Source organism: Roseovarius sp. MMSF_3281 (assembly GCF_030733685.1).
GTDB lineage: Bacteria > Pseudomonadota > Alphaproteobacteria > Rhodobacterales > Rhodobacteraceae > Roseovarius.
The window spans coordinates 59115-80234 of sequence record NZ_JASHIM010000012.1; the positions used below are offsets into that span (position 1 = coordinate 59115).

The window sequence follows — 21120 nt, forward strand, 5'->3', positions numbered from 1 at the left end:
GTCTGAAAACTGTACCAGTCTGGGAATATCCGAAATTGGGGAGGATCGGAGTGGTTCACAATCCGGCACGGTACGAGGTCTTGCCACTTGGCGTGGTGATCCGGCGCACGCCGGGTGCAACCCGTTGGGCCAAGTGGGCGTGGAAGGCTGTTGCCGTATTGCCCGGAGCATCCGATGCCGATTGGCGTGAAATGCGCCGCGAGGGCGATGCCGTCGAATATCACGCCTCGACCTTACTTTTGGAATTGCATGGCGCGGAAACCGATGCCTACCTTCACGGCCTCGCGGCACGCACGCCCTCGATTTACGTGGTTTTACGCGAAAGCGACAATGTCGATGGCCCCCCGTTGGATGCGTTGCTTGTGACGGCCTCGCCCTACGAGGCGCAGGATTATGCCGACAGTGGTGAGGAAATCATCGAGAAGGTGCCTATGACAGAGGGGCTGATTGCTTTTGTGCAGCAATTTGTCGAGACCCACCATGTCGAGGAAGAGTTCAAGAAACGCCGCCGCGATCGCATTCGCACTGACCGTGTTGAGCATGGTGTCGGCGATCCGCGCATTCCACAGCTGAATGATGTCTACACCGCGCCGCAGATGCGGAAAGGGAGGATGAATTGAGCCGCCGCAGCGATTTCTGGTCGCGCCGCAAGGCCAAGGTGCTGGAGGAGCAGCAGGACGATCTGCGCGCCGCCGAAGCGCGCGATGCCGCTGCTCGCGATGCCGCGCTTGAGGAAAAATCCGACGAAGAGGTGTTGGAAGACCTCGGCTTGCCCGATCCCGATACGCTTGAGCTGGGCGATGATTTCAAGGCTTTCATGGCCAAGGCCGTGCCCGACCGCATACGCCGCCGCGCCTTGCGGCGCTTATGGCTATCCAATCCGGCGCTTTCCAATCTGGACGGGCTATTGGACTACGGTGAGGATTTCACCGATGGCGCAACCGTCGTTGAGAACCTGCAAACGGCTTATCAGGTCGGCAAAGGCATGTTGAAGCATGTCGAAGAACTGGCGCGTCAGGCCGAAGCGCAAGAGCAGGCTGAGGAAGCACCTGTGCTGCTTGACGCAGATGAGGAAACCGGGGTTTACGCTGTCGAGGATGAGCATGAGATTGCGCCGGAAAACGAGTGCATCTCGGAACCTTGCCGCACCGATGTCGAAGCCGAGGAGGAGCCATCGTATCAGGTGCCACCGCGCCGCCGGATGCGGTTTTCCTTCGATGCCAAGGCGGGTGCCCAAGCATGAGTATGAGCGAGACAGTCATGGAGAAACCGAACGTGTCTGAGAGCATAGCCGAAGAAGATCGGCTTCGCGCTGACCTTTATGACTTCCTTGGTGTTCTTCTTGCCGGACCGCCCGATCAGGCCTTGCTGGACAAGACCAAGACCCTGAGTGGCGACGAGGGCGATCTGGGTACAGCGATAGGTGCTCTTTCGCGTGTAGCGCGGCATATCAAACCGGTCGCGACCGAACGTGAGTTTAATGCCCTCTTCATCGGTTTGGGGCGCGGGGAGTTGCTGCCCTATGCCAGTTACTACCTGACCGGGTTCCTGAATGAAAAACCGCTTGCAGCACTGCGGCGGGACATGGCCGCGCGGGGCATGACGCGGGCGGAAAATGTTTACGAACCCGAAGACAATATCGCGTCTTGTATGGAGATGATGGCCGGGATGATCCGGGGCCGCTTTGGCAAGCCTGCCTCGTTGGCCGATCAGAAGAGCTTCTTCAACAAGCATGTCGGCCCTTGGGCCGGTCACTTTTTCACGGATTTGGAAGCCGCCAAGAACTCGGTATTCTATGCCCCGGTCGGCGCTGTTGGCCGGGTGTTCATGGAGATCGAGGCCGAGGGCTTTCGGATGAGCGCGGAGTGATCCGCACTAACCGGCGGGCTTGCCCGTCATAACCAGAGAGGAGGACTCTCATGTCGAAGAAAGTTGAGGACGGCACCAGCCGCCGCGATTTTCTCAAACTGGCCGCCACCGGCGCGCCCGCGGTCGCGGTCGTGACGACAGCGACTGGTGGGCAGGCCGAAGCCGCCGAGCCCGACCTGTCATCCGAACGGATGCAGGACACCGCGCATACGCGCGCCTACCTTGATTCCGCCCGGTTCTGAGGCCGGACGAAGTCACTCGACCCGCTGACGACTGGTTGCAATTGGCCCGACTGTTCAGTGGATAACCTTAGTACCCAGCACGCCCTGATCCGGGGCACAGCTCGGGAGGAGATGAAAACATGCTTAGGAAAAAGACCAACGGGGTTGCGAGACGCCCCCAGCGGACAAGTATCCTGTCTGAGGTCGCCGGGACATCCGTCGACCGCCGCGCGTTTCTGCGCGGCAGCGGTCTGGCCATCGGTGGCCTTGCCGCGATCGGGGCCACAGGTGGCACCGTAACCAAGGCCAATGCGGCCACGGCAGCGGATGGCGCTGTCGAAACAGTAAAATCCGTATGTACGCATTGCTCGGTCGGCTGTACGGTCATCGCCGAGGTGCAAGACGGTGTCTGGGTCGGGCAGGAACCCGGTTGGGACAGCCCCTTCAACCTTGGGTCTCACTGCGCCAAGGGCGCATCTGTCCGGGAACACGCCCATGGTGAGCGTCGCCTGAAATACCCGATGAAGAAAGAAGGCGGTGAGTGGAAGCGCATCAGCTGGGAACAGGCCATCGACGAGATCGGCGATCAGATGATGTCGATCCGCGACGAAAGCGGCCCGGACAGCGTGTATTGGCTGGGATCGGCCAAACACAACAATGAACAGGCCTACCTGTTCCGCAAGTTCGCCGCCTACTGGGGCACGAACAACGTGGATCACCAGGCGCGGATCTGTCACTCGACCACCGTTGCAGGCGTAGCGAATACATGGGGCTACGGCGCCATGACCAACAGCTACAACGACATCCACAATTCCAAGGCCATCTTCATCATCGGCGGCAACCCGGCCGAGGCGCACCCCGTTTCGCTGTTGCACGTTTTGAAGGCCAAGGAGCAAAACAACGCCCCGCTCATCGTCTGCGACCCGCGCTTTACCCGCACGGCGGCACATGCCGATGAATATGTCCGGTTCCGGCCGGGCACCGACGTGGCGCTTGTCTGGGGCCTTCTCTGGCACATTTTCGAGAACGGCTGGGAAGACAAGGAGTTCATCCGCACCCGTGTCTGGGGCATGGACCAAATCCGCGAGGAAGTGGCCAAGTGGACCCCTGAAGAGGTCGAGCGCGTCACCGGCACGCCGGGCAGCCAGCTTGAGCGCGTTGCGCGCACCATGGCGAACAACCGCCCCGGCACCGTGATCTGGTGCATGGGTGGCACCCAGCATACCAACGGCAACAACAACACCCGTGCCTATTGCATCCTGCAACTGGCCCTTGGCAACATGGGGACATCGGGCGGCGGCACAAACATCTTCCGTGGCCACGACAACGTGCAAGGGGCCACGGACCTTGGTGTCCTGAGCCATACCCTGCCGGGTTACTATGGCCTGTCGAAAGGCGCATGGGGTCACTGGGCCCGTGTTTGGCAAGAAGATCCCGAATGGCTTGCGGCTCAGTTCCAGACCGTCAAGGACAAGAACGGCAAGGATAAATCGCTTCAGAATCTGACGGGGATTCCGGTTTCCCGCTGGATCGACGGCGTTCTGGAAGATCCTGAAAATACCGATCAGCCCAACCGGGTGCGGGGTATGGTTCTGTGGGGGCACGCGCCCAACTCGCAGACCCGTATGACCGAGATGAAGACGGCGATGGAAAAGCTCGACCTGCTTGTCGTGGTCGATCCTTATCCGACTGTCTCGGCGGTGCTGCATGATCGTACCGACGGGGTTTACCTGCTGCCGGCGGCAACGCAGTTCGAAACCCGCGGATCGGTCACGGCGTCGAACCGTTCGCTTCAGTGGCGCGATCAGGTGGTTGCCCCGCTGTTCGAGTCGAAGCCGGATCAGGAAATCATCGGTCTTTTCGCCAAAAAATTCGGTTTCCACGACCGTTTGTTCCGTAACATCGCACTTGAGGATGACGGAGTAACCCCGGATATCGAAGATACCCTGCGTGAGATCAACAAGGGGATGTGGACCATCGGCTATACCGGGCAATCGCCTGAACGGCTCAAGTTGCATATGGCCAACCAGCATACCTTTGATCGCACGACATTGCAGGCCGTGGGTGGCCCGGCAGACGGCGATTATTATGGTTTGCCGTGGCCAAGCTGGGGTACACCCGAGATGAACCATCCGGGTACGCCGAACCTTTACGATATGTCCAAGCCGGTGGCCGAAGGTGGCCTGACCTTCCGCGCCCGGTTCGGGGTGGAGCGTGACGGCGATAACCTGCTGGCTGAAGGTGTCTATAGCCAAGGGTCGGAAATCCAGGACGGTTATCCTGAATTTACCTACCAGATGCTTGTTGACCTGGGTTGGGACAGCGACCTGACCACGGAAGAAAAGCGGGTGATCGGACGCGTTGCCGGGATCGAGGCAATGGATGCTCTCGGTGAAAGCGATGACGGCGATACCGCTGGCCTCAGTCAATCCGGCGGTGAGCAGGGAAGCAGCGAGGAGGTCGGCGAACAGTCGATGTCGCCTTTCCCATCCGATTTCAACGATAAGGCTTCGAGTATCAACTGGAAGACCGACCTGTCGGGCGGTATCCAGCGGGTCGCGATCAAGCATGGTTGTGCACCTTTCGGCAATGCCAAGGCCCGTGCCGTGGTCTGGACGTTCCCCGATCCGGTGCCGCTCCATCGCGAGCCGCTCTATACCAACCGGCGTGATCTGGTGGCGGATTATCCGACCTATGAAGATCGGAAGTTCTATCGTCTGCCGACGATGTACGCCTCCATCCAGAAGCAGGACTTCTCAAAGGACTATCCGATTATCCTGACCTCCGGTCGCTTGGTCGAATACGAGGGCGGCGGGGATGAAACCCGGTCGAACCCGTGGTTGGCGGAGCTGCAACAGGATATGTTCGTCGAGATTAACACTCGCGACGCCAATAACCTTGGTGTGCGGGATGGAAGCGATGTCTGGGTTGAAGGGCCCGAGGGCGGCAAGGTCAAGGTCATGGCCATGGTCACCGAACGGGTGGGCGAGGGCGTTGCCTTTATGCCCTTCCACTTCGGTGGTCATTTCCAGGGCGCGGATCTGAGGGACAAGTATCCCGATGGTGCCGATCCTTATGTCTTGGGTGAATCGACAAACACTGCCCAGACATATGGCTATGACTCGGTCACGCAGATGCAGGAGACCAAGGCGACTCTCTGCAAGATCAGCGCAGCATAAGGAGAAACAGATATGGCTAGAGCTAAATTCCTCTGTGACGCCGAACGCTGCATCGAATGCAACGCTTGTGTCACTGCCTGTAAAAACGAGCATGAGGTGCCTTGGGGTATCAACCGCCGTCGGGTTGTCACCATCGAAGATGGTAAACCCGGTGAACGGTCGATCTCGGTCGCCTGTATGCACTGTTCCGATGCACCCTGTATGGCGGTCTGCCCTGTGGATTGCTTTTACCAGAACGAGGAAGGGGTGGTTCTGCACTCCAAAGACCTCTGCATCGGGTGTGGCTATTGCTTCTACGCGTGCCCCTTCGGGGCGCCGCAATATCCGCAGGCAGGCAACTTCGGCAGCCGTGGCAAGATGGACAAATGTACATTCTGTGCCGGTGGCCCCGAAGAAAACCATTCCCAAGCCGAGTTCCAGAAGTATGGGCGCAACCGGATCGCGGAAGGCAAATTGCCGATCTGTGCCGAGATGTGCTCGACCAAGGCGCTTTTGGCCGGTGACGGTGACGTCGTATCGGCCATCTACCGCGAGCGTGTTGTCGCGCGCGGTTTCGGTACCGGCGCTTGGGGCTGGGGTACGGCCTACGAACAAAAAGGCGGCTGATCCCGGATGGATCGGGAGGCGCGCGGCCTTGCGCGCCTCATGCCTTTGACAAACAGACGGGCGATATATCTATCGCCCGTCTGGCTGGCCCTTTTAATTCTTGAAACAGGACAGATCGCCATGACACGTCTTCTGTGCACTCTACTGCTGTCTATGCTGTTGTTTGCGCCCGCTTCGGCCCAAGAGGCCAGCGAGGTCTCCCAAATTGATCGCTCGGCCACGGGTGGTGCGCCGACCCTGGAAGATATCCTTGCCCGCCAGCGAGGAGAGAAAGTCGATAACAGCTATCGGCGTGGCGGCGATGAGGATGGCGAAGCCGCCCCCGGGCTTGGTCCGCTTGGGCCGGCCTCGGATGCAGATATCTGGCGTGACCTTCGATTTAACGATGCCAATGTGAAGGTGTCCGCGGGCGGAGAAAAGGCCAAGGTGCTTGTGCAAGATGGCGGCATGGCATGGTTGCAGTTCCGTCAGGGTCCATTGATCACCTACGGCGGCTGGGGGCTTGTCGCCACGCTTGGGCTTTTGGTCCTGTTTTATATTATTCGTGGCCGCATCACGATTGACGGTGACAAGACGGGCCGAACAGTGACCCGTTTCCAGTTCATGGAACGCTTTGCGCATTGGTTGATGGCAGGGTCTTTCGTTGTCCTTGGGATCACCGGCTTGATTTCGTTGATGGGGCGCAAATTCCTGATCCCGACCTTTGGGCATGAAGCCTTTGCAACGATCGCCGTGGCCAGCAAATGGGTGCACAACAATATCTCGTGGGCCTTCATGTTGGGCCTGATTCTGGCGTTCGTTTTCTGGGTTGTTCACAACATTCCGAACAAGACTGACCTGAAATGGTTGGCCGTTGGTGGGGGTATATTCAAGAAAGGCGTCCACCCGCCCGCCAAGAAGTTCAACGCGGGCCAGAAGGTGATCTTCTGGTCGGTGATCCTGCTGGGTGCGTCGATCTCGGTGTCTGGTCTTTCGCTTTTGTTCCCGTTCGAACTGCCGATGTTTGCCAAAACCTTCGCGATTTTGAACGATATCGGTTTGCCGCAACTGTTTGGTTTTGGCGCATTGCCCACCGATCTGGCCCCGCATGAAGAAATGCAATTTGCGCAGTCCTGGCACGCCATTGTCAGCTTTGTGCTCATGGCGATTATCTTTGCGCATATCTATATCGGCTCGGTTGGCATGGAAGGTGCGTTTGACGCCATGGGCTCGGGAGAGGTGGAGGAACAATGGGCACGCGAACACCACTCTCTGTGGCTTGAAGAGTTGCAGGAGAAGGACGAAGCTCCTACCCTGGGCAAGGCATCAACTCCCGCAGAATAATGCGTGTGCTTTGGGCCAGCTTGATCGCGCTGCTTCTGGCCGCCTTCCCGGCGGCCAGTCAGCAGTTCACGACCCTCAAGGGCCATGGAGGCCCGGTGATGGGCATCGGGGTCAATACAAGCACCGGGCAGGTCGCCACGGCCAGTTTCGACAATTCTGTCGGCCTGTGGGAAGGACGTACCCCGGTTTGGCTTGAAGGGCACGAAGCGGCGGTGAATACCGTTTTGTTTCTGAATGATACGAGGCTTGCCTCGGCGGCAGATGATTTTTCCATAATTCTGTGGGGCGCAGATGGTGCGGTGACGACACGGCTGGAAGGGCATAAAGGGAAGGTCATGGATCTTGGGGTCTCTCCCGATGGCGGTACCTTGGCCTCGGCCAGTTGGGACGGAAGTATCGGCATTTGGTCACTGGAAAACGGCGCGCGGCGTTTCCTGCAAGGGCATGAGGCCCCGGTGAACGCTGTTTCCTTTGGCCATGACGGGCGGCTGTTTTCCGCGTCGGCAGATGGGTCGATCCGTATCTGGGATGTTGAAACGGGAACGTCCCGCGTGTTGATCAATCAGGGCTTTGGTGTGAACAGGATCGTCCTTGCTCCTGACTTGAGTTGGCTGGCCTATGGTGCGGTCGACGGGATGACACGGGTGATCGACCCAGAAGAGGGGCACGCGCTTTATGATTTCTCATTGGATCGGCGTCCGATCCTCTCCTTGGCCCATCATGCCCAGACCGGACAATTGGCCGTGGGGGATGGGCATGGCTATATCATGGTGATCGACACGCAAGACTGGCGGATCGCCCGTGATTTCAGGGCCATGCAGCGTGGACCGGTCTGGGCCCTTGCGTTCAGCGCGGATGGACAAAACATTCTGGCCGCAGGCCTGAGCGATGTTGTTTACTCATGGCCCGTGGCCCTTTTGGATACATTCGATCCCGCAGGCCAAGCTGGGCGGAGCTTCTTGCGAGATCCCGACGAAATGCCAAATGGCGAACGGCAATTCATGCGCAAATGCTCGATCTGTCATGCCTTGACGCCGCCGCCCTCGCGCAAGGCGGGACCAAGCCTCTATGGGGTGTTCGGGCGAAAAGCCGGGGCATTGCCGGATTATCCTTATTCGCCCACATTAGAGACTGCAGATATCACATGGACAGACGAAACAATCGACGCCCTGTTCGACATCGGGCCCGACCATTATATCCCGGGCTCCAAGATGCCGATGCAGCGCATATCGGCAGAAACCGACCGTGATGATTTGATCGAATACCTTCGCAAGGCAACCGCCATCAAGGAGAACTAAGATGAAAGCCATGTACACTGCATTCGCTGCGGCGGTGGTTATTACGATTGTTGCATACTATGGCCTCAACGAGGCCGGTTTTTCGTCCGGGGAAGTTTCTGCCGGGAACGCGGTGCGCCTCGGTGATGCTACCGAATGACGGCCCCATTGTCGCAAACAGGGCGTGAAACCAGCGGCGAGTATGGTGAAACCCTTGCCGTTGCCTCGATCCTCGTGATCGATGACGAACCGGGCATGCGCAATTTTCTGACCAAGGTGCTTGAGCCGCATTGCAAGCGGGTTGAGCAGGCAGCGTCGTGTAAGCAAGCGACTGAATTTCTGGATCAATCACATTTCGATCTGGTCATTCTCGACAACATCATGCCGGACGTGACCGGGTTGGATTGGTTGGCCGAACAGCGCCGGATCGGGCTTTTTGCCGATGCGATCCTGATCACGGCTTACGCCGATCTTGATACCGCCATCCGGGCGTTGCGGGCGGGCGTGGCGGATTTCGTTTTGAAACCCTTCCGGGCAAATCAAATCCTGAATGCAGTGTCACGCGCGCTTGATCGCAAGTACCTGCGCCGGGAAAACGATCTTTTGAAGCACGAACTGTCCGAGATTGGCCAGACAGCCCGCGGGCGGCTTTTGGGGAATTCCCCGGCGATTGCCAAGGTCCGTGACATGCTGGATCGCGTCGCGCCTTTGCCGACCTCGGTGCTGTTCACGGGGGCCAGCGGGACGGGCAAGGAAATTGCCGCGCGGACGCTTCATGGCATGTCGGACAGGGCTGAAAAACCATTTGTTGCTGTCAATTGCGCGGCGATTGCGCCGGATCGGATCGCCGATGATCTGTTCGGCGTGATTCAATCGGACCGGGGCCGCAAGGACGGTTTGTTCCTTCATGCCGATGGCGGCACGCTGTTTTTGGACGAGGTGGCGCAATTGCCCGAGCAGGTGCAGGCCAGCCTACTGCGTGTTCTGGAAGATTGCCGAATCCGCCCCACCGGGGCCGAGCGAGATATCCCACTGAACCTGCGCTTTTTCTTTGCCACCAATGCCGACCTTGAGGCCGAAGTGTCGGCGGGCCGTTTCCGCGCCGACCTGTATCACCGCATCAACGTGATGAATATCGAGATGCCGCCGCTGCGCGAGCGTACGGAGGATATCGTCGAACTGGCTGCCTTGTTTATGAGCGATTTTTCCCGTGTCCTGGGCCTGCCTGCGCTGGAGTTGAACGAAGAGGTTTTTCTAAAGCTTAGCCGCTATGACTGGCCGGGCAATGTGCGAGAGTTGCGCAACCTGATCGAACGCTCGGTTATCCTTGGGCAATTCCCTGAAGAATTCGAAGGTTCCGGCCGTGTGACCGGCACAGAGGCCATGGAAACACTGGAACTGGTGGAACAGCGTCATATCATGACCGTCCTGGATGCCTGCGGCGGGAACCGGGCGGAAGCCGCGCGCAGGCTTGGGGTCTCGCGCAAGACCGTGGATCGCAAATGCGCTGCTTGGGGCGTGTAATTTTGCCTTTCCCGGCCTTTGGGTCGGGCTAGAAAGCACGAAGCGCTGTTGGCTGGCCGGTGCCCTTCGGTCATCACCATGCATGAAATGGCCCGGGTGCCGCGAAATTGGGCCCCTTGGCAATATGCTTTGGCTGGTGTCCTATGCGGGCATGGAATGGCGTGATCAGGGCATACTTCTTTCAAACCGGACCCATGGTGAAACCTCGGCGATCATCGAGGTGTTCACGCCGGGGCGCGGGCGGCATGCGGGTGTGGTGCGGGGGGGGACATCGCGCAAATTGGCCCCGGTCTTGCAGCCCGGCGCGCAATTGGACCTGACGTGGCGCGCCCGGCTGGAAGATCATATCGGCACCTTTACGGTTGAGCCTTTGCGCTCACGCGCGGCGTCGTCGATGGGGGATAGGCTGTCACTGGCGGGGTTGAACGCGGTGACGGCGTTGTTGCTGTTTTGCCTGCCCGAGCGTGAGGCCCATGCACGTCTTTATGAAAAAACCGAGCAATTACTTGACCTTCTGGGCCAATCGGAAATCTGGCCCTTGGCCTATCTTCGATGGGAAATGACCCTACTGGATGACATGGGCTTTGGCCTTGATTTATCCACCTGCGCGGCGCTGGGGCGGCGGGCGAATGACCTTAGCTTTGTGTCGCCGCGGACCGGGCGAGCGGTGTCGAGGGCCGGTGCCGGGGAATGGGCGGATAAGCTTTTGCCCTTGCCGCCGTGCTTGTTGGGGGAGGGGCCTGCGCCGGACGCGGAATTGGTCGAGGCGTTTCGCGTGACCGGGCATTTCCTGCAAAATCACCTGGCCTCGGAGATGGGTAACACGCCGCTTCCCGGGGCGCGGCAACGGTTCGTGGACAGGCTTCGTGCAAGGGCGGAAATGGCATAACAAAGCCCGGCAAAATGGGCCGGGCTTTGAAGGTGATCAGGTAGGCGTAATTACGATACGTCCTTGTAATTGATCTCTTTTTCGTCTTCGCCGACACGGCCACGGCGGACCAGCAAACGGTTCAGCGCGTTGACATACGCCTTGGCAGAGGCGACGACGGTATCGGTATCTGCCGATTGGCCCGTGGCGATGTTGCCATCTTCTTCAAGCCGGACGGAAACCGTGGCCTGCGCATCTGTACCTTGGGTTACGGCGTGCACCTGATAGAGCGACAGATGGGCGGAGTTGGGGTGCAACTCACGTACGGCCTTGAAAGTGGCGTCGACCGGGCCGTCGCCGGTTTGCTTGGCGGTCTTTTCTTCGCCGTCGATGGTCATGATTAACTCGGCCTCGGCCGGGCCGCCGGTGCCGCAGGCCACGCGCAGGGATTTGACGACAAGGCGGTCTTTCGCCTCGTCCTCGCCCGCGCGCATCAGGGCGATAAGGTCTTCATCATAAACCTCTTTTTTGCGATCGGCGAGATCCTTGAAGCGCACGAACATGTCATTGAGCTGGTTCTCGGCCAGGTCGTACCCGAGGTCTTTCAACTTCGCGCGCAGGGCGGCGCGGCCCGAGTGTTTGCCCAAAACGATATTGGTTTCAGAAAGGCCCACGTCTTCGGGGCGCATGATCTCGAAGGTTTCGGCGTTCTTGAGCATGCCGTCCTGGTGGATGCCGGATTCATGCGCGAAGGCGTTCTTGCCGACGATGGCCTTGTTGTACTGCACCGGGAAGCCCGACACAGTGGCGACGCGGCGCGAGATGTTCATGATCTTGCGGCTGTCGACATGCGTGAAATAGGGCATGATGTCGCCGCGCACCTTGAGGGCCATGACGACCTCTTCCAATGCAGTGTTGCCGGCGCGTTCGCCCAAGCCATTGATAGTACACTCAATTTGACGCGCACCACCGGCGACGGCGGCCAGTGCATTGGCCGTCGCCATGCCCAGATCGTTGTGGCAATGGGTGGCGAAAACGATCTCGTCGGCACCGGGGACTTCGGCGATAAGCCGTTGAATCAACTCGGCGGATTCGACGGGGGCGGTGTAGCCGACGGTGTCGGGGATGTTGATGGTGGTGGCGCCGGCCTTGATGGCGATTTCGACGACCCGGGCCAGATAATCCCACTCGGTGCGAGTCGCATCCATGGGGGACCATTGCACGTTGTCACAGAGGTTGCGGGCGTGGGTCACCGTCTCGTGAATCCGCTCGGCCATCTCATCTTGGCTGAGGTCGGGGATCGCCCGGTGCAGGGGCGAGGTGCCGATAAACGTATGAATTCGCGGGCTTTTCGCGTGTTTCACCGCCTCCCAGCAGCGGTCGATATCCTTGGGGTTGGCACGGGCCAAGCCACAGATCGTCGAGTTTACGGAATTTTTGGCAATTTCCGAAACTGCCCTGAAGTCCCCTTCGGAGGCGATGGGGAAACCGGCCTCGATGATATCAACGCCCATGTCATCGAGCATGGCGGCGATTTCGAGCTTTTCATCATGGGTCATGGTGGCGCCGGGAGATTGTTCGCCGTCGCGCAGGGTGGTGTCGAAAATCACCACGCGGTCTTTGGAAGTATCAGTCATGTCGGGTCTCGTTCGTTATCCTAAGCCATTGGCGCGAAAGAGAAAAAGCACACCCTCTGAGCGGTCGCGCCGGATGATGGCACGCTCAGAGGCGGCTTAGGAGTAGCAGGAGGGAAACGCAACCCGCATTGCGGGGCGTCTGGCCAGAAAGGATATGGTCCTGCTTCATCATGCGTAAAAGTATAGGGATGATGACGGGCGATGAAAACCCCGAAATGTTTTGTACGTTTTGTACGTTTTGTACGTGAGTTTTGTACGAAAATCGGGGGCGGCGCGAAGACGAACGTACAAGTCGTACAAAATTCTAAACTGTTTCGTTCAAATGTCGGGGTCGTGAAATGGAGGCGGATGCTTGAAGGGGCGCGCCGGCCCGCTAGCTTCCTCCACATGGAAAGAGCATTGATCATCGGCGCCTCGGGCGGGATTGGAACGGCCATCTCGGAGGCTTTGGCCGCGCGTGGTGTCTCGGTCACCGGGCTGTCGCGGCGCGACGATGGGTTGGACGTGACCGATGAAGGGTCGGTCGAGGCGGCTTTGGGCCGGTTGGAGGGGCCGTTCGACTTGGTGTTCGTCGCGACCGGCGCGTTGGAGTTGGAGGGACGGGGGCCGGAGAAATCCCTGAAGCACTTGGACGCAGAGGCGATGCGCGCGCAGTTCATGTTGAATTGCGTCGGGCCCTCCTTGGTGATGAAACATGCCGTCCGCCTGTTGCCCAGGGAGGGGCGGAGCGTGTTTGCTGCGCTTTCGGCGCGGGTGGGGTCGATCGGCGATAACGGTTTCGGTGGGTGGTACAGTTACCGGACGGCCAAGGCGGCGTTAAACCAGATGATCCACACCGGGGCGATCGAGATTGGCCGGAGCCACCGCGACGCGATTTGCGTGGCGCTGCATCCCGGCACGGTGGAAACGCCGCTGACCGAGAAATACGCCAAGGGGCACCCCACCGTCACGGCGCAGGAAGCTGCCGTTAACCTTTTGAGCGTTATTGATGGGCTGACCACGAAGGACACGGGGCAGTTTTACGATTGGGCGGGGAAGCGTGTGCCATGGTGAAACGGTTGGTTCTGGTCCTTGGGGACCAGTTGAGCGCGGGGCTTTCGGCGCTGCGGGAGGCGGATAAGGCGAATGACTTGATCGTCATGGCCGAGGTGGGGGACGAGGCGGGATATGTGCCGCACCACCCCAAGAAGATCGCGCTGGTGCTGTCGGCGATGCGGCATTTCGCGGCTGAGCTGGAAGAGGACGGCTGGCGCGTGGCCTATACGCGGATGGATGACGCGGAAGCCTCGAAATCCATCGTCGGTGAATTGATGCGCCGGGGCCAAGAGCACGGGGTGAGCGCGGTTCTGGCCACCCGGCCCGGTGAGTGGCGGTTGATTGAGGCGCTGGAGAATGCGCCGCTTAGCGTGACGCTTTTGCCCGATGATCGGTTCATCTGTTCGCTTGATGAGTTCGACGATTGGGCCGAGGGGCGCAAAGAGCTTCGGATGGAATATTTCTATCGCGAGATGCGGCGCAAGACGGGCCTGATGATGGAGGAGGGCAAACCGGCGGGGGGCAAGTGGAATTACGACCACGACAACCGCAAGCCTGCCTCGGACGATATGCTGCGATCCCAGCCGATGCAGTTCACGCCCGATGAGATGACCGAGGAGGTGCTTGATCTGGTCGAGGCGCAGTTCGGTGAGAATTTCGGGGCGTTGCGGCCCTTTCATTTTGCGGTGACGCGGGCGCAGGCCCTGCGCGCGCTGGATCATTTCGCCAAGCATTTACTGGAGGGGTTCGGCGATTATCAGGATGCGATGTTGCAGGGGGACAAGTTCCTGCATCATTCGGTGTTATCGCCGTATTTGAACATTGGATTGCTTGATCCTGTGGAAATCTGTGCCCGTGTGGAAGAGGAATGGAAAGCCGGGCGCGTGCCGATCAATGCCGCCGAGGGGTTTATCCGGCAGGTGACTGGCTGGCGCGAATATGTGCGGGGCATCTATTTTCGCGAGGGGCCGGACTATACGGCGCGCAATGCGCTGGGCCACAAGCGCGATTTGCCGTGGATGTATTGGGGCGGTGAAACGCGGATGAATTGCGTCGGCCATGCGGTGGCGCAGACCCGCGAGGAGGCCTATGCCCATCACATTCAACGGCTGATGGTGACGGGGAATTTTGCATTACTGGCCGGGGTCCACCCGGGGCAGCTGCATGAATGGTACCTGGCGGTCTATGCGGATGCGTTCGAATGGGTGGAGGCCCCCAACACCATCGGGATGAGCCAGTTTGCCGATGGCGGGATCATCGCCAGCAAACCCTATGTGAGTTCGGGCAATTATATCGCCAAGATGTCGGATTATTGCGGCGGTTGTGCCTATTCGGTGAAGGAAAAAGTGGGCGAGGGGGCCTGCCCGTTCAACCTTCTCTTCTGGGATTTCATGCAGCGGCACAGGGAGCGGTTCGAAGGCAATCCACGCATGGGCCAGATGTATCGCACGTGGGACAGGATGGACGAGGGCAAGCGCGACGCGGTTTTGGATGGCGCGCGGCGTATTCTGGATAAACTGGACGCGGGCGAGGTGGTTTAAAGCGAGGTCCCGGGTCAGGCCCGGGACGGGTGGCTTGGGGATGTCGCGCCCCGGGCTTGATCCGGGGCCTCGTTTCAAGCGGCGTCAGCGCAGGGCAAGCACCAGATCGACAAGAGAGCCGATGGCGCCGGTATTGTCGTGGTCGTGGATTTCGCCGAGTTGCGCCATGCCGATGCCGCTGGCCAGTATAATGCGGGCCATTTCGGGGTTGGAGATACCGACCTCGGACAAAAGTGCGTGCAGGCAATCGAGCCGGGCGGCATCGACGCGGGCCAGCGTTTCGGCCGCGCCGTCGTGGCCGCGCGCCCATGCGCGGATGGCGGCATCGGCGCCGGCCTGATCGGCTAGGGTTTGGGCGGTGTGGCGCAGGCGGCTTGTGGCCGTGCCAGAGCCGGCCTGAGCCTGTGAGAGGGCGGTTTGTGCGGTTTTCTCCCACAGTTCCAGAAGGCCGCGGTGAAACGCGGGGACATCTTCGAAATGCCAGTAGAAAGAGCCCTTGGTGGTGCCCATGGTGCGTGCCAGCGGCTCGGCCTTCAATGCTTCGGGGCCGTGGGTGCGCAGGGCCGAAAGCCCGGCGGTGAGCCAATCGTCACGGGTCAGGCGTTTGGGGGCGCGTGTCATGGGGATGTCCTACGCCCGGCGCAGGGCTTGGGCAAGGGATGCGGTGACGCGGGGGCGGGGGCGGTGCCTTTTCGCCCATCGCCCACGTTACAAAACTTTCAACGAACTGTCGCAGAGTTGTCAGGCGGGGCACGTAGGTGGGCGCCAAGACAAAGGGGGATGTGCATTGCTGACAGTAAGCAATCTGACGCGCAGGTTTGGCAAGAACACGGCCGTGGATGCCGTTTCGTTCGACGTGGAGCGCCCGGCGATGATCGGGATCATCGGGCGTTCGGGGGCGGGCAAGTCCACGCTGTTGCGGATGTTGAACCGGCTGACCGACGCCAGCGAGGGCAAGATTGCCTTCGAGGGGCGCGATGTAACCGCACTTAAGGGCGCGGATAAGCGTGCTTGGCAATCCGATTGCGCGATGATCTTTCAGCAGTTCAACCTTGTGCCGCGGATGGACGTGGTTTCGAACGTGTTGCATGGCACGCTTAACCGCCGTTCGACCTTGGCGACGATGTTCAACCTCTATCCCGAGGCGGACATTCACCGCGCGATTGATATTCTGGATCGTCTGGGCATTGCCGAACATGCGCCCAAGCGGGCCGAGGCGCTTTCGGGCGGGCAGCAGCAGCGCGTGGCGATTGCCCGGGCGCTGATGCAGGACCCCAAGATCGTTCTGGCCGATGAACCGATTGCCAGCCTTGACCCGATGAACGCGCAGGTGGTGATGGATGATCTGCGCCGTATTCACGAGGAAGACGGGCGCACGGTGATTGCCAACCTGCACACGCTGGATACCGCGCGGCGTTATTGCGACCGGGTGATCGGCATGCTGCATGGGCGGATCGTTTTTGACGGAAGCCCCGAGCAACTGACCACCGGTGTCGCGCGCGACATTTACGGCGCGGATGCCGGGTTTTCCGAGGCCAGTACCTCGACCGCGATCGAGACAATCGAGCGTCCGGGCCGTGCCGCCATCCGCGAGGCCGAGGCCGCGCTTTGAAATTTCCCCGAGCCTTCAACCTAAGACTCACACAATCCAATCGGAGAGAAACCATGAAAAAACTGCTTGCCGCCATCGTGGCCACCACGGCCCTGACCAGCCCTGTGCTGGCCCAGGACATCAGCGAATTCCGCATCGGCATCCTGGGTGGTGAAAACGCCCAGGACCGCATGAATTCAAACGAGTGCCTGCGCGAGAAGACCGAGGAGCTGCTGGGTGTTGAAACCAAGCTGTTCGCGCCCGCCGATTACAACGGCGTGATCCAGGGCCTGCTGGGCGGCACCATCGACATGGCGTGGCTGGGCGCCTCGGGCTATGCCAAGACCTATCTGGAAAACCCCGACGCGGTTGAGCCGGTTCTGGTCAAGGTGAACCTTGATGGCGGCTATGGCTACCATTCGATCGGTTTTGCCCGCAAGGACAGCGGCATCACCTCGCTGGACGACATGGAAGGCAAGGTCTTTGGTTTTGGCGATCCGAACTCGACCTCGGGGTACCTGATCCCGTCGATCGAAATCCCCACCGAGATCAATGCCACCATGCAATCGGGCGATTATTTCGGTGAAGTGAAATTCACCGGCGGCCACGAGCAGACCATCGTTGCAGTGAACAACGGCGACGTGGACGCGGGCGTGACATGGGCCGACGGTCTGGGCAACTGGGAAGACGGCTATAACTCGGGCGCGCTGCGCAAGGCGGTTGACGCCGGCCTGGTCGACATGAACGACCTTGTTCAAATCTGGCAATCCAAGCCGATCCCCGAGGGCCCTGTTGTCCTGCGTTCCGAGCTGCCCGAGGATGTGAAGCTGAAGATGACGGGCCTGATGGCTTCGCTCAAGTCGATGGACGAAGAGTGCGCCTATGGTGTTCTGCAGGGTGACGCGAAAGGCTTCATGCCGATCACCCACGACGCCTACCTGTCGATCATCGAGGCCCGTAAGGCCAAATCGAACTGATCCAGTTTGAATGACAGATGGGTCCACCCGCAAAGGGTGGGCCCTTTTTGATACGCAGCCGGGGGACAGGGCATGGCAGACCTGAGCGCGCAGGCGCCGATCACGACGGATGGAATTCGTAGCGCCTACATGGCGATGACGCGCCGCAGGCGGCTTTATTCCGGTGCGATGCTGGCGATTTTCGTGGCGCTGATGGTGGCGGGGTTCAACCTTGCCGACAGCCGCAATGCCGGTGGCTTTTGGGATGGCTGGCACAATGTGCTGGATTTCCCGGCACAGGTCTGGGGCGAGGCCATCGAGAAGGCCCATGAACTGCCCGGTCATTTCGTGACGTTTTTCCCCGCGCTTCTGGAGACCGTGAATATCGCGGCAGCCTCAACCCTTTTGGGGGCGTTGCTGGGTATCTTGATGTCGCTGTTATCGACGCGGGGCATGGCGCGCTGGCCCCGGATGATCCCGGTGTTCCGGCGGATCATGGATATCCTGCGCGCGATCCCCGAGATCGTGATTGCATTGGTGCTGATCTTTGTCTTGGGCGGCGGTCCGGTGCCAGCGATGATCGCGATTGCGCTGCATACCGTGGGCGCGCTGGGCAAGCTGTTTTCGGAGGTGAACGAGAATGCCTCTCTCAAGCCCGTGGAGGGCTTGCAATCGGTCGGCGCAAGCTGGTCGCAGCGGATGCTTCTGGGGATCATTCCGCAGGTGGCACCGAATTACCTGAGTTACGCGCTGCTGCGGTTCGAGATCAATATCCGCGCCTCGGCCATCCTTGGGTTCGTGGGCGCGGGCGGCATCGGGTACGAGCTTAAGAACGCCATGTCATGGGGGCAGGGCAAATTCGACGAGGCAGCGGCGATTTTCATCCTGCTGTTCCTGACCATCGTCTTTTTCGACCAGATTTCATCCTATTACCGGGATCGCCTGACCAAGGGGGCGCAGCAATGAGCATGACAGCGACAGCCGATTTCAAGGGCGAGGCAAGCCGCCTGTTCCAGCGCAAGCGCCTGTTCAATTTTGGCCTGCCTGCGGTGATCCTAGTCTATTTCGTCTATATCTTCTTTGCCTTCGATATCCCGGGGTTGAGCGAGCGGGCGAGCATCGACAATGCCCGCGCCCTGGTGGCCGATAGCTATAGCCACAAGACCCATGTTTTATACGATGCGCGGTCGGAGAGTATCGAGATTGCCATCGAGGGTGAGCGCAAGGGCACCTATGCCGAGGGCACCGCGCCCGACTGGGTCAACCTGACCGAGACCGGCATGGTGGCGCAACTGGGCCGGGGCCACGTGGTGACCTATGAAGGCGATTGGGTGCGTTACGATATCCCCGAGTTCGGGGTGATCGAGGCACGCCCCTCGCGCAGCGGGGTCGAGATGGTGTTTCCGCAAGGCGACATGGAGGACCAGCCCGAGTGGATCAATGCCTCGAAAAACCGGCTGGCTGTGACCACCGACCGGGGCCGTCTGACGGTGACGCGCACGCGGGCGGAGCTGTTCAAGTATGACATGGGGTGGGAGCTGTTCTTCTTCACGCTGGACAGCCCGTTTCATGGCAAGGGCTTTGGCGAGTTGCTGGGGCTTGCGGTATCGGGCGACCCCGTGCGCCCGGAGGTGTCGAACATCGCGGCCATGTGGCATGATTTCTGGAACAACGCCATGTGGCGGCATTCGGAAGTCATGTGGGCGGTGTTCGAAACCATCCTGATGGCCTTTCTTGGCACCTTCGGGGCCGCCATGCTGGCGCTGCCCTTGGCCTTCATGGCGGCGCGGAACTTCTCGCCCTTCATGGCGGTGCGCTTTGGCGTGCGGCGGGTGTTCGATTTCGTGCGGGGGGTGGATGCCCTGATCTGGACCATCGTGTTGGCGCGGGCCTTCGGGCCGGGGCCGCTGACCGGGGCCTTGGCGATCCTGCTGACCGATACTGGGACGTTTGGCAAGCTTTTCTCGGAAACCTTGGAAAACGTGGATGAAAAGCAGATCGAAGGGGTGCAATCGACGGGGGCCAAGCCGATGCAGCGGTATCGGTTCGGGGTTATTCCGCAGATCACGCCGGTCTTGTTGAGCCAGCTTTTGTATTACCTTGAATCCAACACCCGCAGCGCCACGATCATCGGCGCGATTACCGGCGGCGGGATCGGGTTGTTGCTGACCCAGGCGATCATCACCCAGAAGGATTGGGAAGAGGTGAGTTATTACATCGTGCTGATCGTGTTGATGGTGATGGCGATGGACACGATCTCGGGGTGGTTGCGCCGGCGGCTGATCCAGTCGGACGATGCCGGGGTTTAACGATCCGAGGGGTGGTTGATGCCGTCGCTCCAGGGGATCGGCTCGTAATCGGCGGGGTTTACGCCTTCGATGCAGCCAAGGTTGACGCCGTATTCGTTCGGGTTCGAGCGGCGTTGATGGTGGGTGTAGATGCCGCAGGTTTTGCAAAAATAGTGCTGCGCGGTGCCGGTGCCCCATGTGTAGAGCGTGAGGTTATCGGCGCCGCGCACCACGGTCAGCGCCTCTAGTGGGACCGAGATATTGGGGGCCGCGCGGCGACGGCAGAAGGAACAGGTACAGCGGTGGGCCTGTTGAATGCCGTTCGGCAAATCAAGGTGAAGTTCGACGGCGCCGCAGTGGCAGGTGGATCTGGTTTTCATTTGCGGCGCCTCCTGACGCGGGGGATATGGCTGCGTTGATAGCGGTATTCGGCCTCGGGGTGGGGCGGGTGACCTTCGGTGCGGTCCCAGAACCCTATGCCGCCGCGGCGCAGGAAGACCGGCACGGTCAGGATGGCCCCCACCACGAAGCCGCCCGCATGCGCCCAGTAGGCCACGCCGCCGGTCGTGGGATCGGCCCCGAAACCGCCAAAGAGTTGCATGGCGAACCAGACCGCCAGCATGAGCCATGCCGGGACCGGGATCACCTTGATGATAAAGACGATGAAGACGAAGATATCGACCTGCGCCTTGGGGAACAAAAGCAGGTAGCCGCCCATCACGCCCGCGATCGCCCCCGAGGCGCCGACGGTGGGCACCTCGCTATAGGGGGCGGCGAGATAATGCGCCAGCCCCGCGCCAAGGCCGGAGGCGAGGTAGAAGAGAAGATAGCGGATATGGCCCATCTCTTCTTCCAGGTTGTCGCCGAAAATCCATAGAAACAGCATGTTGCCCAAAAGGTGCATGATGCTGCCGTGCAGGAACATGGAGCTGAACATCGTGCCCCAGGTGCCCTGTTCGGTGACCAGGACCGGGACCATGCCCCATTCGAGAAAGAACATGCTGATGGCGCGGTCGTTCGTGAAGAGGCCCCAGTAACTGAGGAAAATCGCCACGTTCACGGCGATCAGGGCATAGGTGACCCATGGGGTCTGCTCGGACGGGTTATGATCGCGGATGGGCAGCATGCAGGATAGTTGGCCCGCCTGCCGCCCCGCGTCAAGCGCGTGGTGTACGCTGCGAGGTGGGTGCGACACGCCCCGGGCT

Annotated in this window: 21 protein-coding genes; 17 read left to right on the plus strand and 4 right to left on the minus strand. The window is 60.2% G+C overall.

From position 1 onward, the window contains the following. Positions 1-50 precede the first annotated feature (50 nt). From RBB32_RS12525 to recO, 11 genes are all read left to right on the plus strand, one after another. The gene (locus tag RBB32_RS12525) at positions 51-620 is read left to right on the plus strand and encodes a DUF3305 domain-containing protein (RefSeq protein WP_306153052.1); all 570 of its coding nucleotides are present in this window, start codon (positions 51-53) and stop codon (positions 618-620) included. Beyond that, positions 617-1243: a DUF3306 domain-containing protein gene (locus RBB32_RS12530; protein ID WP_306153053.1), complete on the plus strand. Its 627-nt coding sequence runs from the start codon at positions 617-619 to the stop codon at positions 1241-1243. Before RBB32_RS12525 ends, RBB32_RS12530 begins: the two co-directional genes overlap by 4 nt. Positions 1244-1245: 2 nt before the next feature. Beyond that, positions 1246-1869 carry a molecular chaperone gene (locus RBB32_RS12535; protein ID WP_371931055.1) on the plus strand — a complete coding sequence of 208 codons (624 nt, stop codon included), beginning with the start codon at positions 1246-1248 and terminating at the stop codon, positions 1867-1869. A 50-nt stretch (positions 1870-1919) separates the two neighbouring features. Further along, positions 1920-2111, plus strand: a complete 192-nt coding sequence (locus RBB32_RS12540; protein WP_306153055.1) for a ubiquinol-cytochrome c reductase iron-sulfur subunit N-terminal domain-containing protein — start codon at positions 1920-1922, stop codon at positions 2109-2111. Positions 2112-2230: 119 nt separating this feature from the next. Continuing rightward, entirely contained in the window at positions 2231-5269 is a 3039-nt protein-coding gene (locus tag RBB32_RS12545; protein WP_306153056.1) for a formate dehydrogenase subunit alpha, read from the plus strand. 12 nt (positions 5270-5281) lie between these two features. Continuing rightward, positions 5282-5875, plus strand: a complete 594-nt coding sequence (gene fdh3B / locus RBB32_RS12550) for a formate dehydrogenase FDH3 subunit beta (RefSeq protein ID WP_306153057.1) — start codon at positions 5282-5284, stop codon at positions 5873-5875. Positions 5876-5995: 120 nt separating this feature from the next. After that, positions 5996-7198, plus strand: coding sequence for a formate dehydrogenase subunit gamma (locus RBB32_RS12555; protein WP_306153058.1), 1203 nt, complete (start codon positions 5996-5998; stop codon positions 7196-7198). Then, complete coding sequence (locus tag RBB32_RS12560) at positions 7198-8496, plus strand: c-type cytochrome (protein WP_306153059.1); 1299 nt, start codon at positions 7198-7200, stop codon at positions 8494-8496. Before RBB32_RS12555 ends, RBB32_RS12560 begins: the two co-directional genes overlap by 1 nt. Before the next feature lies 1 nt (position 8497). Beyond that, the gene (locus RBB32_RS12565; protein ID WP_306153060.1) at positions 8498-8635 is read left to right on the plus strand and encodes a hypothetical protein; all 138 of its coding nucleotides are present in this window, start codon (positions 8498-8500) and stop codon (positions 8633-8635) included. Beyond that, positions 8632-9999: a sigma-54 dependent transcriptional regulator gene (locus RBB32_RS12570; protein ID WP_306153061.1), complete on the plus strand. Its 1368-nt coding sequence runs from the start codon at positions 8632-8634 to the stop codon at positions 9997-9999. The genes RBB32_RS12565 and RBB32_RS12570 overlap by 4 nt, the downstream gene beginning before the upstream one ends. A gap of 151 nt (positions 10000-10150) precedes the next feature. After that, complete coding sequence (gene recO, locus RBB32_RS12575) at positions 10151-10888, plus strand: DNA repair protein RecO (RefSeq protein ID WP_306153062.1); 738 nt, start codon at positions 10151-10153, stop codon at positions 10886-10888. A 50-nt stretch (positions 10889-10938) separates the two neighbouring features. Here the strand turns inward: recO and RBB32_RS12580 are convergent, their stop codons facing one another. Then, positions 10939-12504: a 2-isopropylmalate synthase gene (locus RBB32_RS12580; RefSeq protein ID WP_306153063.1), complete on the minus strand. Its 1566-nt coding sequence runs from the start codon at positions 12502-12504 to the stop codon at positions 10939-10941. A 387-nt stretch (positions 12505-12891) separates the two neighbouring features. On the opposite strand from RBB32_RS12580, the gene RBB32_RS12585 reads away from it, so the two are divergent. Both RBB32_RS12585 and RBB32_RS12590 read left to right on the plus strand, forming a co-directional pair. Continuing rightward, a complete protein-coding gene (locus RBB32_RS12585; RefSeq protein ID WP_306153064.1) occupies positions 12892-13557 on the plus strand; it encodes an SDR family NAD(P)-dependent oxidoreductase in 666 nt (221 codons plus the stop codon). Next, entirely contained in the window at positions 13551-15080 is a 1530-nt protein-coding gene (locus tag RBB32_RS12590) for a cryptochrome/photolyase family protein (protein ID WP_306153065.1), read from the plus strand. The genes RBB32_RS12585 and RBB32_RS12590 overlap by 7 nt, the downstream gene beginning before the upstream one ends. 84 nt (positions 15081-15164) lie before the next feature. On the opposite strand, the gene RBB32_RS12595 is transcribed toward RBB32_RS12590, so the two are convergent. After that, positions 15165-15701 carry a TetR/AcrR family transcriptional regulator gene (locus tag RBB32_RS12595; RefSeq protein ID WP_306153066.1) on the minus strand — a complete coding sequence of 179 codons (537 nt, stop codon included), beginning with the start codon at positions 15699-15701 and terminating at the stop codon, positions 15165-15167. A gap of 166 nt (positions 15702-15867) precedes the next feature. On the opposite strand from RBB32_RS12595, the gene phnC reads away from it, so the two are divergent. From phnC to phnE (RBB32_RS12615), 4 genes are all read left to right on the plus strand, one after another. After that, positions 15868-16692, plus strand: coding sequence for a phosphonate ABC transporter ATP-binding protein (phnC, locus tag RBB32_RS12600; RefSeq protein ID WP_306153067.1), 825 nt, complete (start codon positions 15868-15870; stop codon positions 16690-16692). Positions 16693-16745: 53 nt separating this feature from the next. Beyond that, positions 16746-17648, plus strand: a complete 903-nt coding sequence (phnD, locus tag RBB32_RS12605; RefSeq protein WP_306153068.1) for a phosphonate ABC transporter substrate-binding protein — start codon at positions 16746-16748, stop codon at positions 17646-17648. Between the two features lie 72 nt (positions 17649-17720). Next, a complete protein-coding gene (phnE, locus tag RBB32_RS12610; RefSeq protein ID WP_306153069.1) occupies positions 17721-18593 on the plus strand; it encodes a phosphonate ABC transporter, permease protein PhnE in 873 nt (290 codons plus the stop codon). Beyond that, positions 18590-19936 (plus strand): phosphonate ABC transporter, permease protein PhnE, encoded by a 1347-nt coding sequence (gene phnE / locus RBB32_RS12615; protein WP_306153070.1) that lies wholly within the window; start codon positions 18590-18592, stop codon positions 19934-19936. Before phnE (RBB32_RS12610) ends, phnE (RBB32_RS12615) begins: the two co-directional genes overlap by 4 nt. Here the strand turns inward: phnE (RBB32_RS12615) and RBB32_RS12620 are convergent. Together RBB32_RS12620 and RBB32_RS12625 are read right to left on the minus strand one after the other, a co-directional pair. Beyond that, positions 19933-20295 carry a GFA family protein gene (locus RBB32_RS12620; protein WP_306153071.1) on the minus strand — a complete coding sequence of 121 codons (363 nt, stop codon included), beginning with the start codon at positions 20293-20295 and terminating at the stop codon, positions 19933-19935. The two genes, phnE (RBB32_RS12615) and RBB32_RS12620, sit on opposite strands and share 4 nt — an antisense overlap. Next, positions 20292-21041 (minus strand): rhomboid family intramembrane serine protease, encoded by a 750-nt coding sequence (locus RBB32_RS12625; protein WP_306153107.1) that lies wholly within the window; start codon positions 21039-21041, stop codon positions 20292-20294. The genes RBB32_RS12620 and RBB32_RS12625 overlap by 4 nt, the downstream gene beginning before the upstream one ends. Positions 21042-21120: the final 79 nt, after the last annotated feature.

Coding starts and splice junctions, on each gene's coding strand:
- RBB32_RS12570 (WP_306153061.1), top strand. CDS start 8,632: ATGACGGCCCCATTGTCGCAAACAGGGCGTGAAACCAGCGGCGAGTAT.
- phnE (WP_306153070.1), top strand. CDS start 18,590: ATGAGCATGACAGCGACAGCCGATTTCAAGGGCGAGGCAAGCCGCCTG.
- RBB32_RS12560 (WP_306153059.1), top strand. CDS start 7,198: ATGCGTGTGCTTTGGGCCAGCTTGATCGCGCTGCTTCTGGCCGCCTTC.
- fdh3B (WP_306153057.1), top strand. CDS start 5,282: ATGGCTAGAGCTAAATTCCTCTGTGACGCCGAACGCTGCATCGAATGC.
- phnD (WP_306153068.1), top strand. CDS start 16,746: ATGAAAAAACTGCTTGCCGCCATCGTGGCCACCACGGCCCTGACCAGC.
- RBB32_RS12585 (WP_306153064.1), top strand. CDS start 12,892: ATGGAAAGAGCATTGATCATCGGCGCCTCGGGCGGGATTGGAACGGCC.
- RBB32_RS12545 (WP_306153056.1), top strand. CDS start 2,231: ATGCTTAGGAAAAAGACCAACGGGGTTGCGAGACGCCCCCAGCGGACA.
- recO (WP_306153062.1), top strand. CDS start 10,151: ATGGAATGGCGTGATCAGGGCATACTTCTTTCAAACCGGACCCATGGT.
- RBB32_RS12535 (WP_371931055.1), top strand. CDS start 1,246: ATGAGCGAGACAGTCATGGAGAAACCGAACGTGTCTGAGAGCATAGCC.
- RBB32_RS12625 (WP_306153107.1), bottom strand. CDS start 21,041: ATGCTGCCCATCCGCGATCATAACCCGTCCGAGCAGACCCCATGGGTC.
- phnE (WP_306153069.1), top strand. CDS start 17,721: ATGGCAGACCTGAGCGCGCAGGCGCCGATCACGACGGATGGAATTCGT.
- RBB32_RS12580 (WP_306153063.1), bottom strand. CDS start 12,504: ATGACTGATACTTCCAAAGACCGCGTGGTGATTTTCGACACCACCCTG.
- RBB32_RS12590 (WP_306153065.1), top strand. CDS start 13,551: ATGGTGAAACGGTTGGTTCTGGTCCTTGGGGACCAGTTGAGCGCGGGG.
- RBB32_RS12565 (WP_306153060.1), top strand. CDS start 8,498: ATGAAAGCCATGTACACTGCATTCGCTGCGGCGGTGGTTATTACGATT.
- RBB32_RS12595 (WP_306153066.1), bottom strand. CDS start 15,701: ATGACACGCGCCCCCAAACGCCTGACCCGTGACGATTGGCTCACCGCC.
- RBB32_RS12540 (WP_306153055.1), top strand. CDS start 1,920: ATGTCGAAGAAAGTTGAGGACGGCACCAGCCGCCGCGATTTTCTCAAA.
- RBB32_RS12620 (WP_306153071.1), bottom strand. CDS start 20,295: ATGAAAACCAGATCCACCTGCCACTGCGGCGCCGTCGAACTTCACCTT.
- RBB32_RS12555 (WP_306153058.1), top strand. CDS start 5,996: ATGACACGTCTTCTGTGCACTCTACTGCTGTCTATGCTGTTGTTTGCG.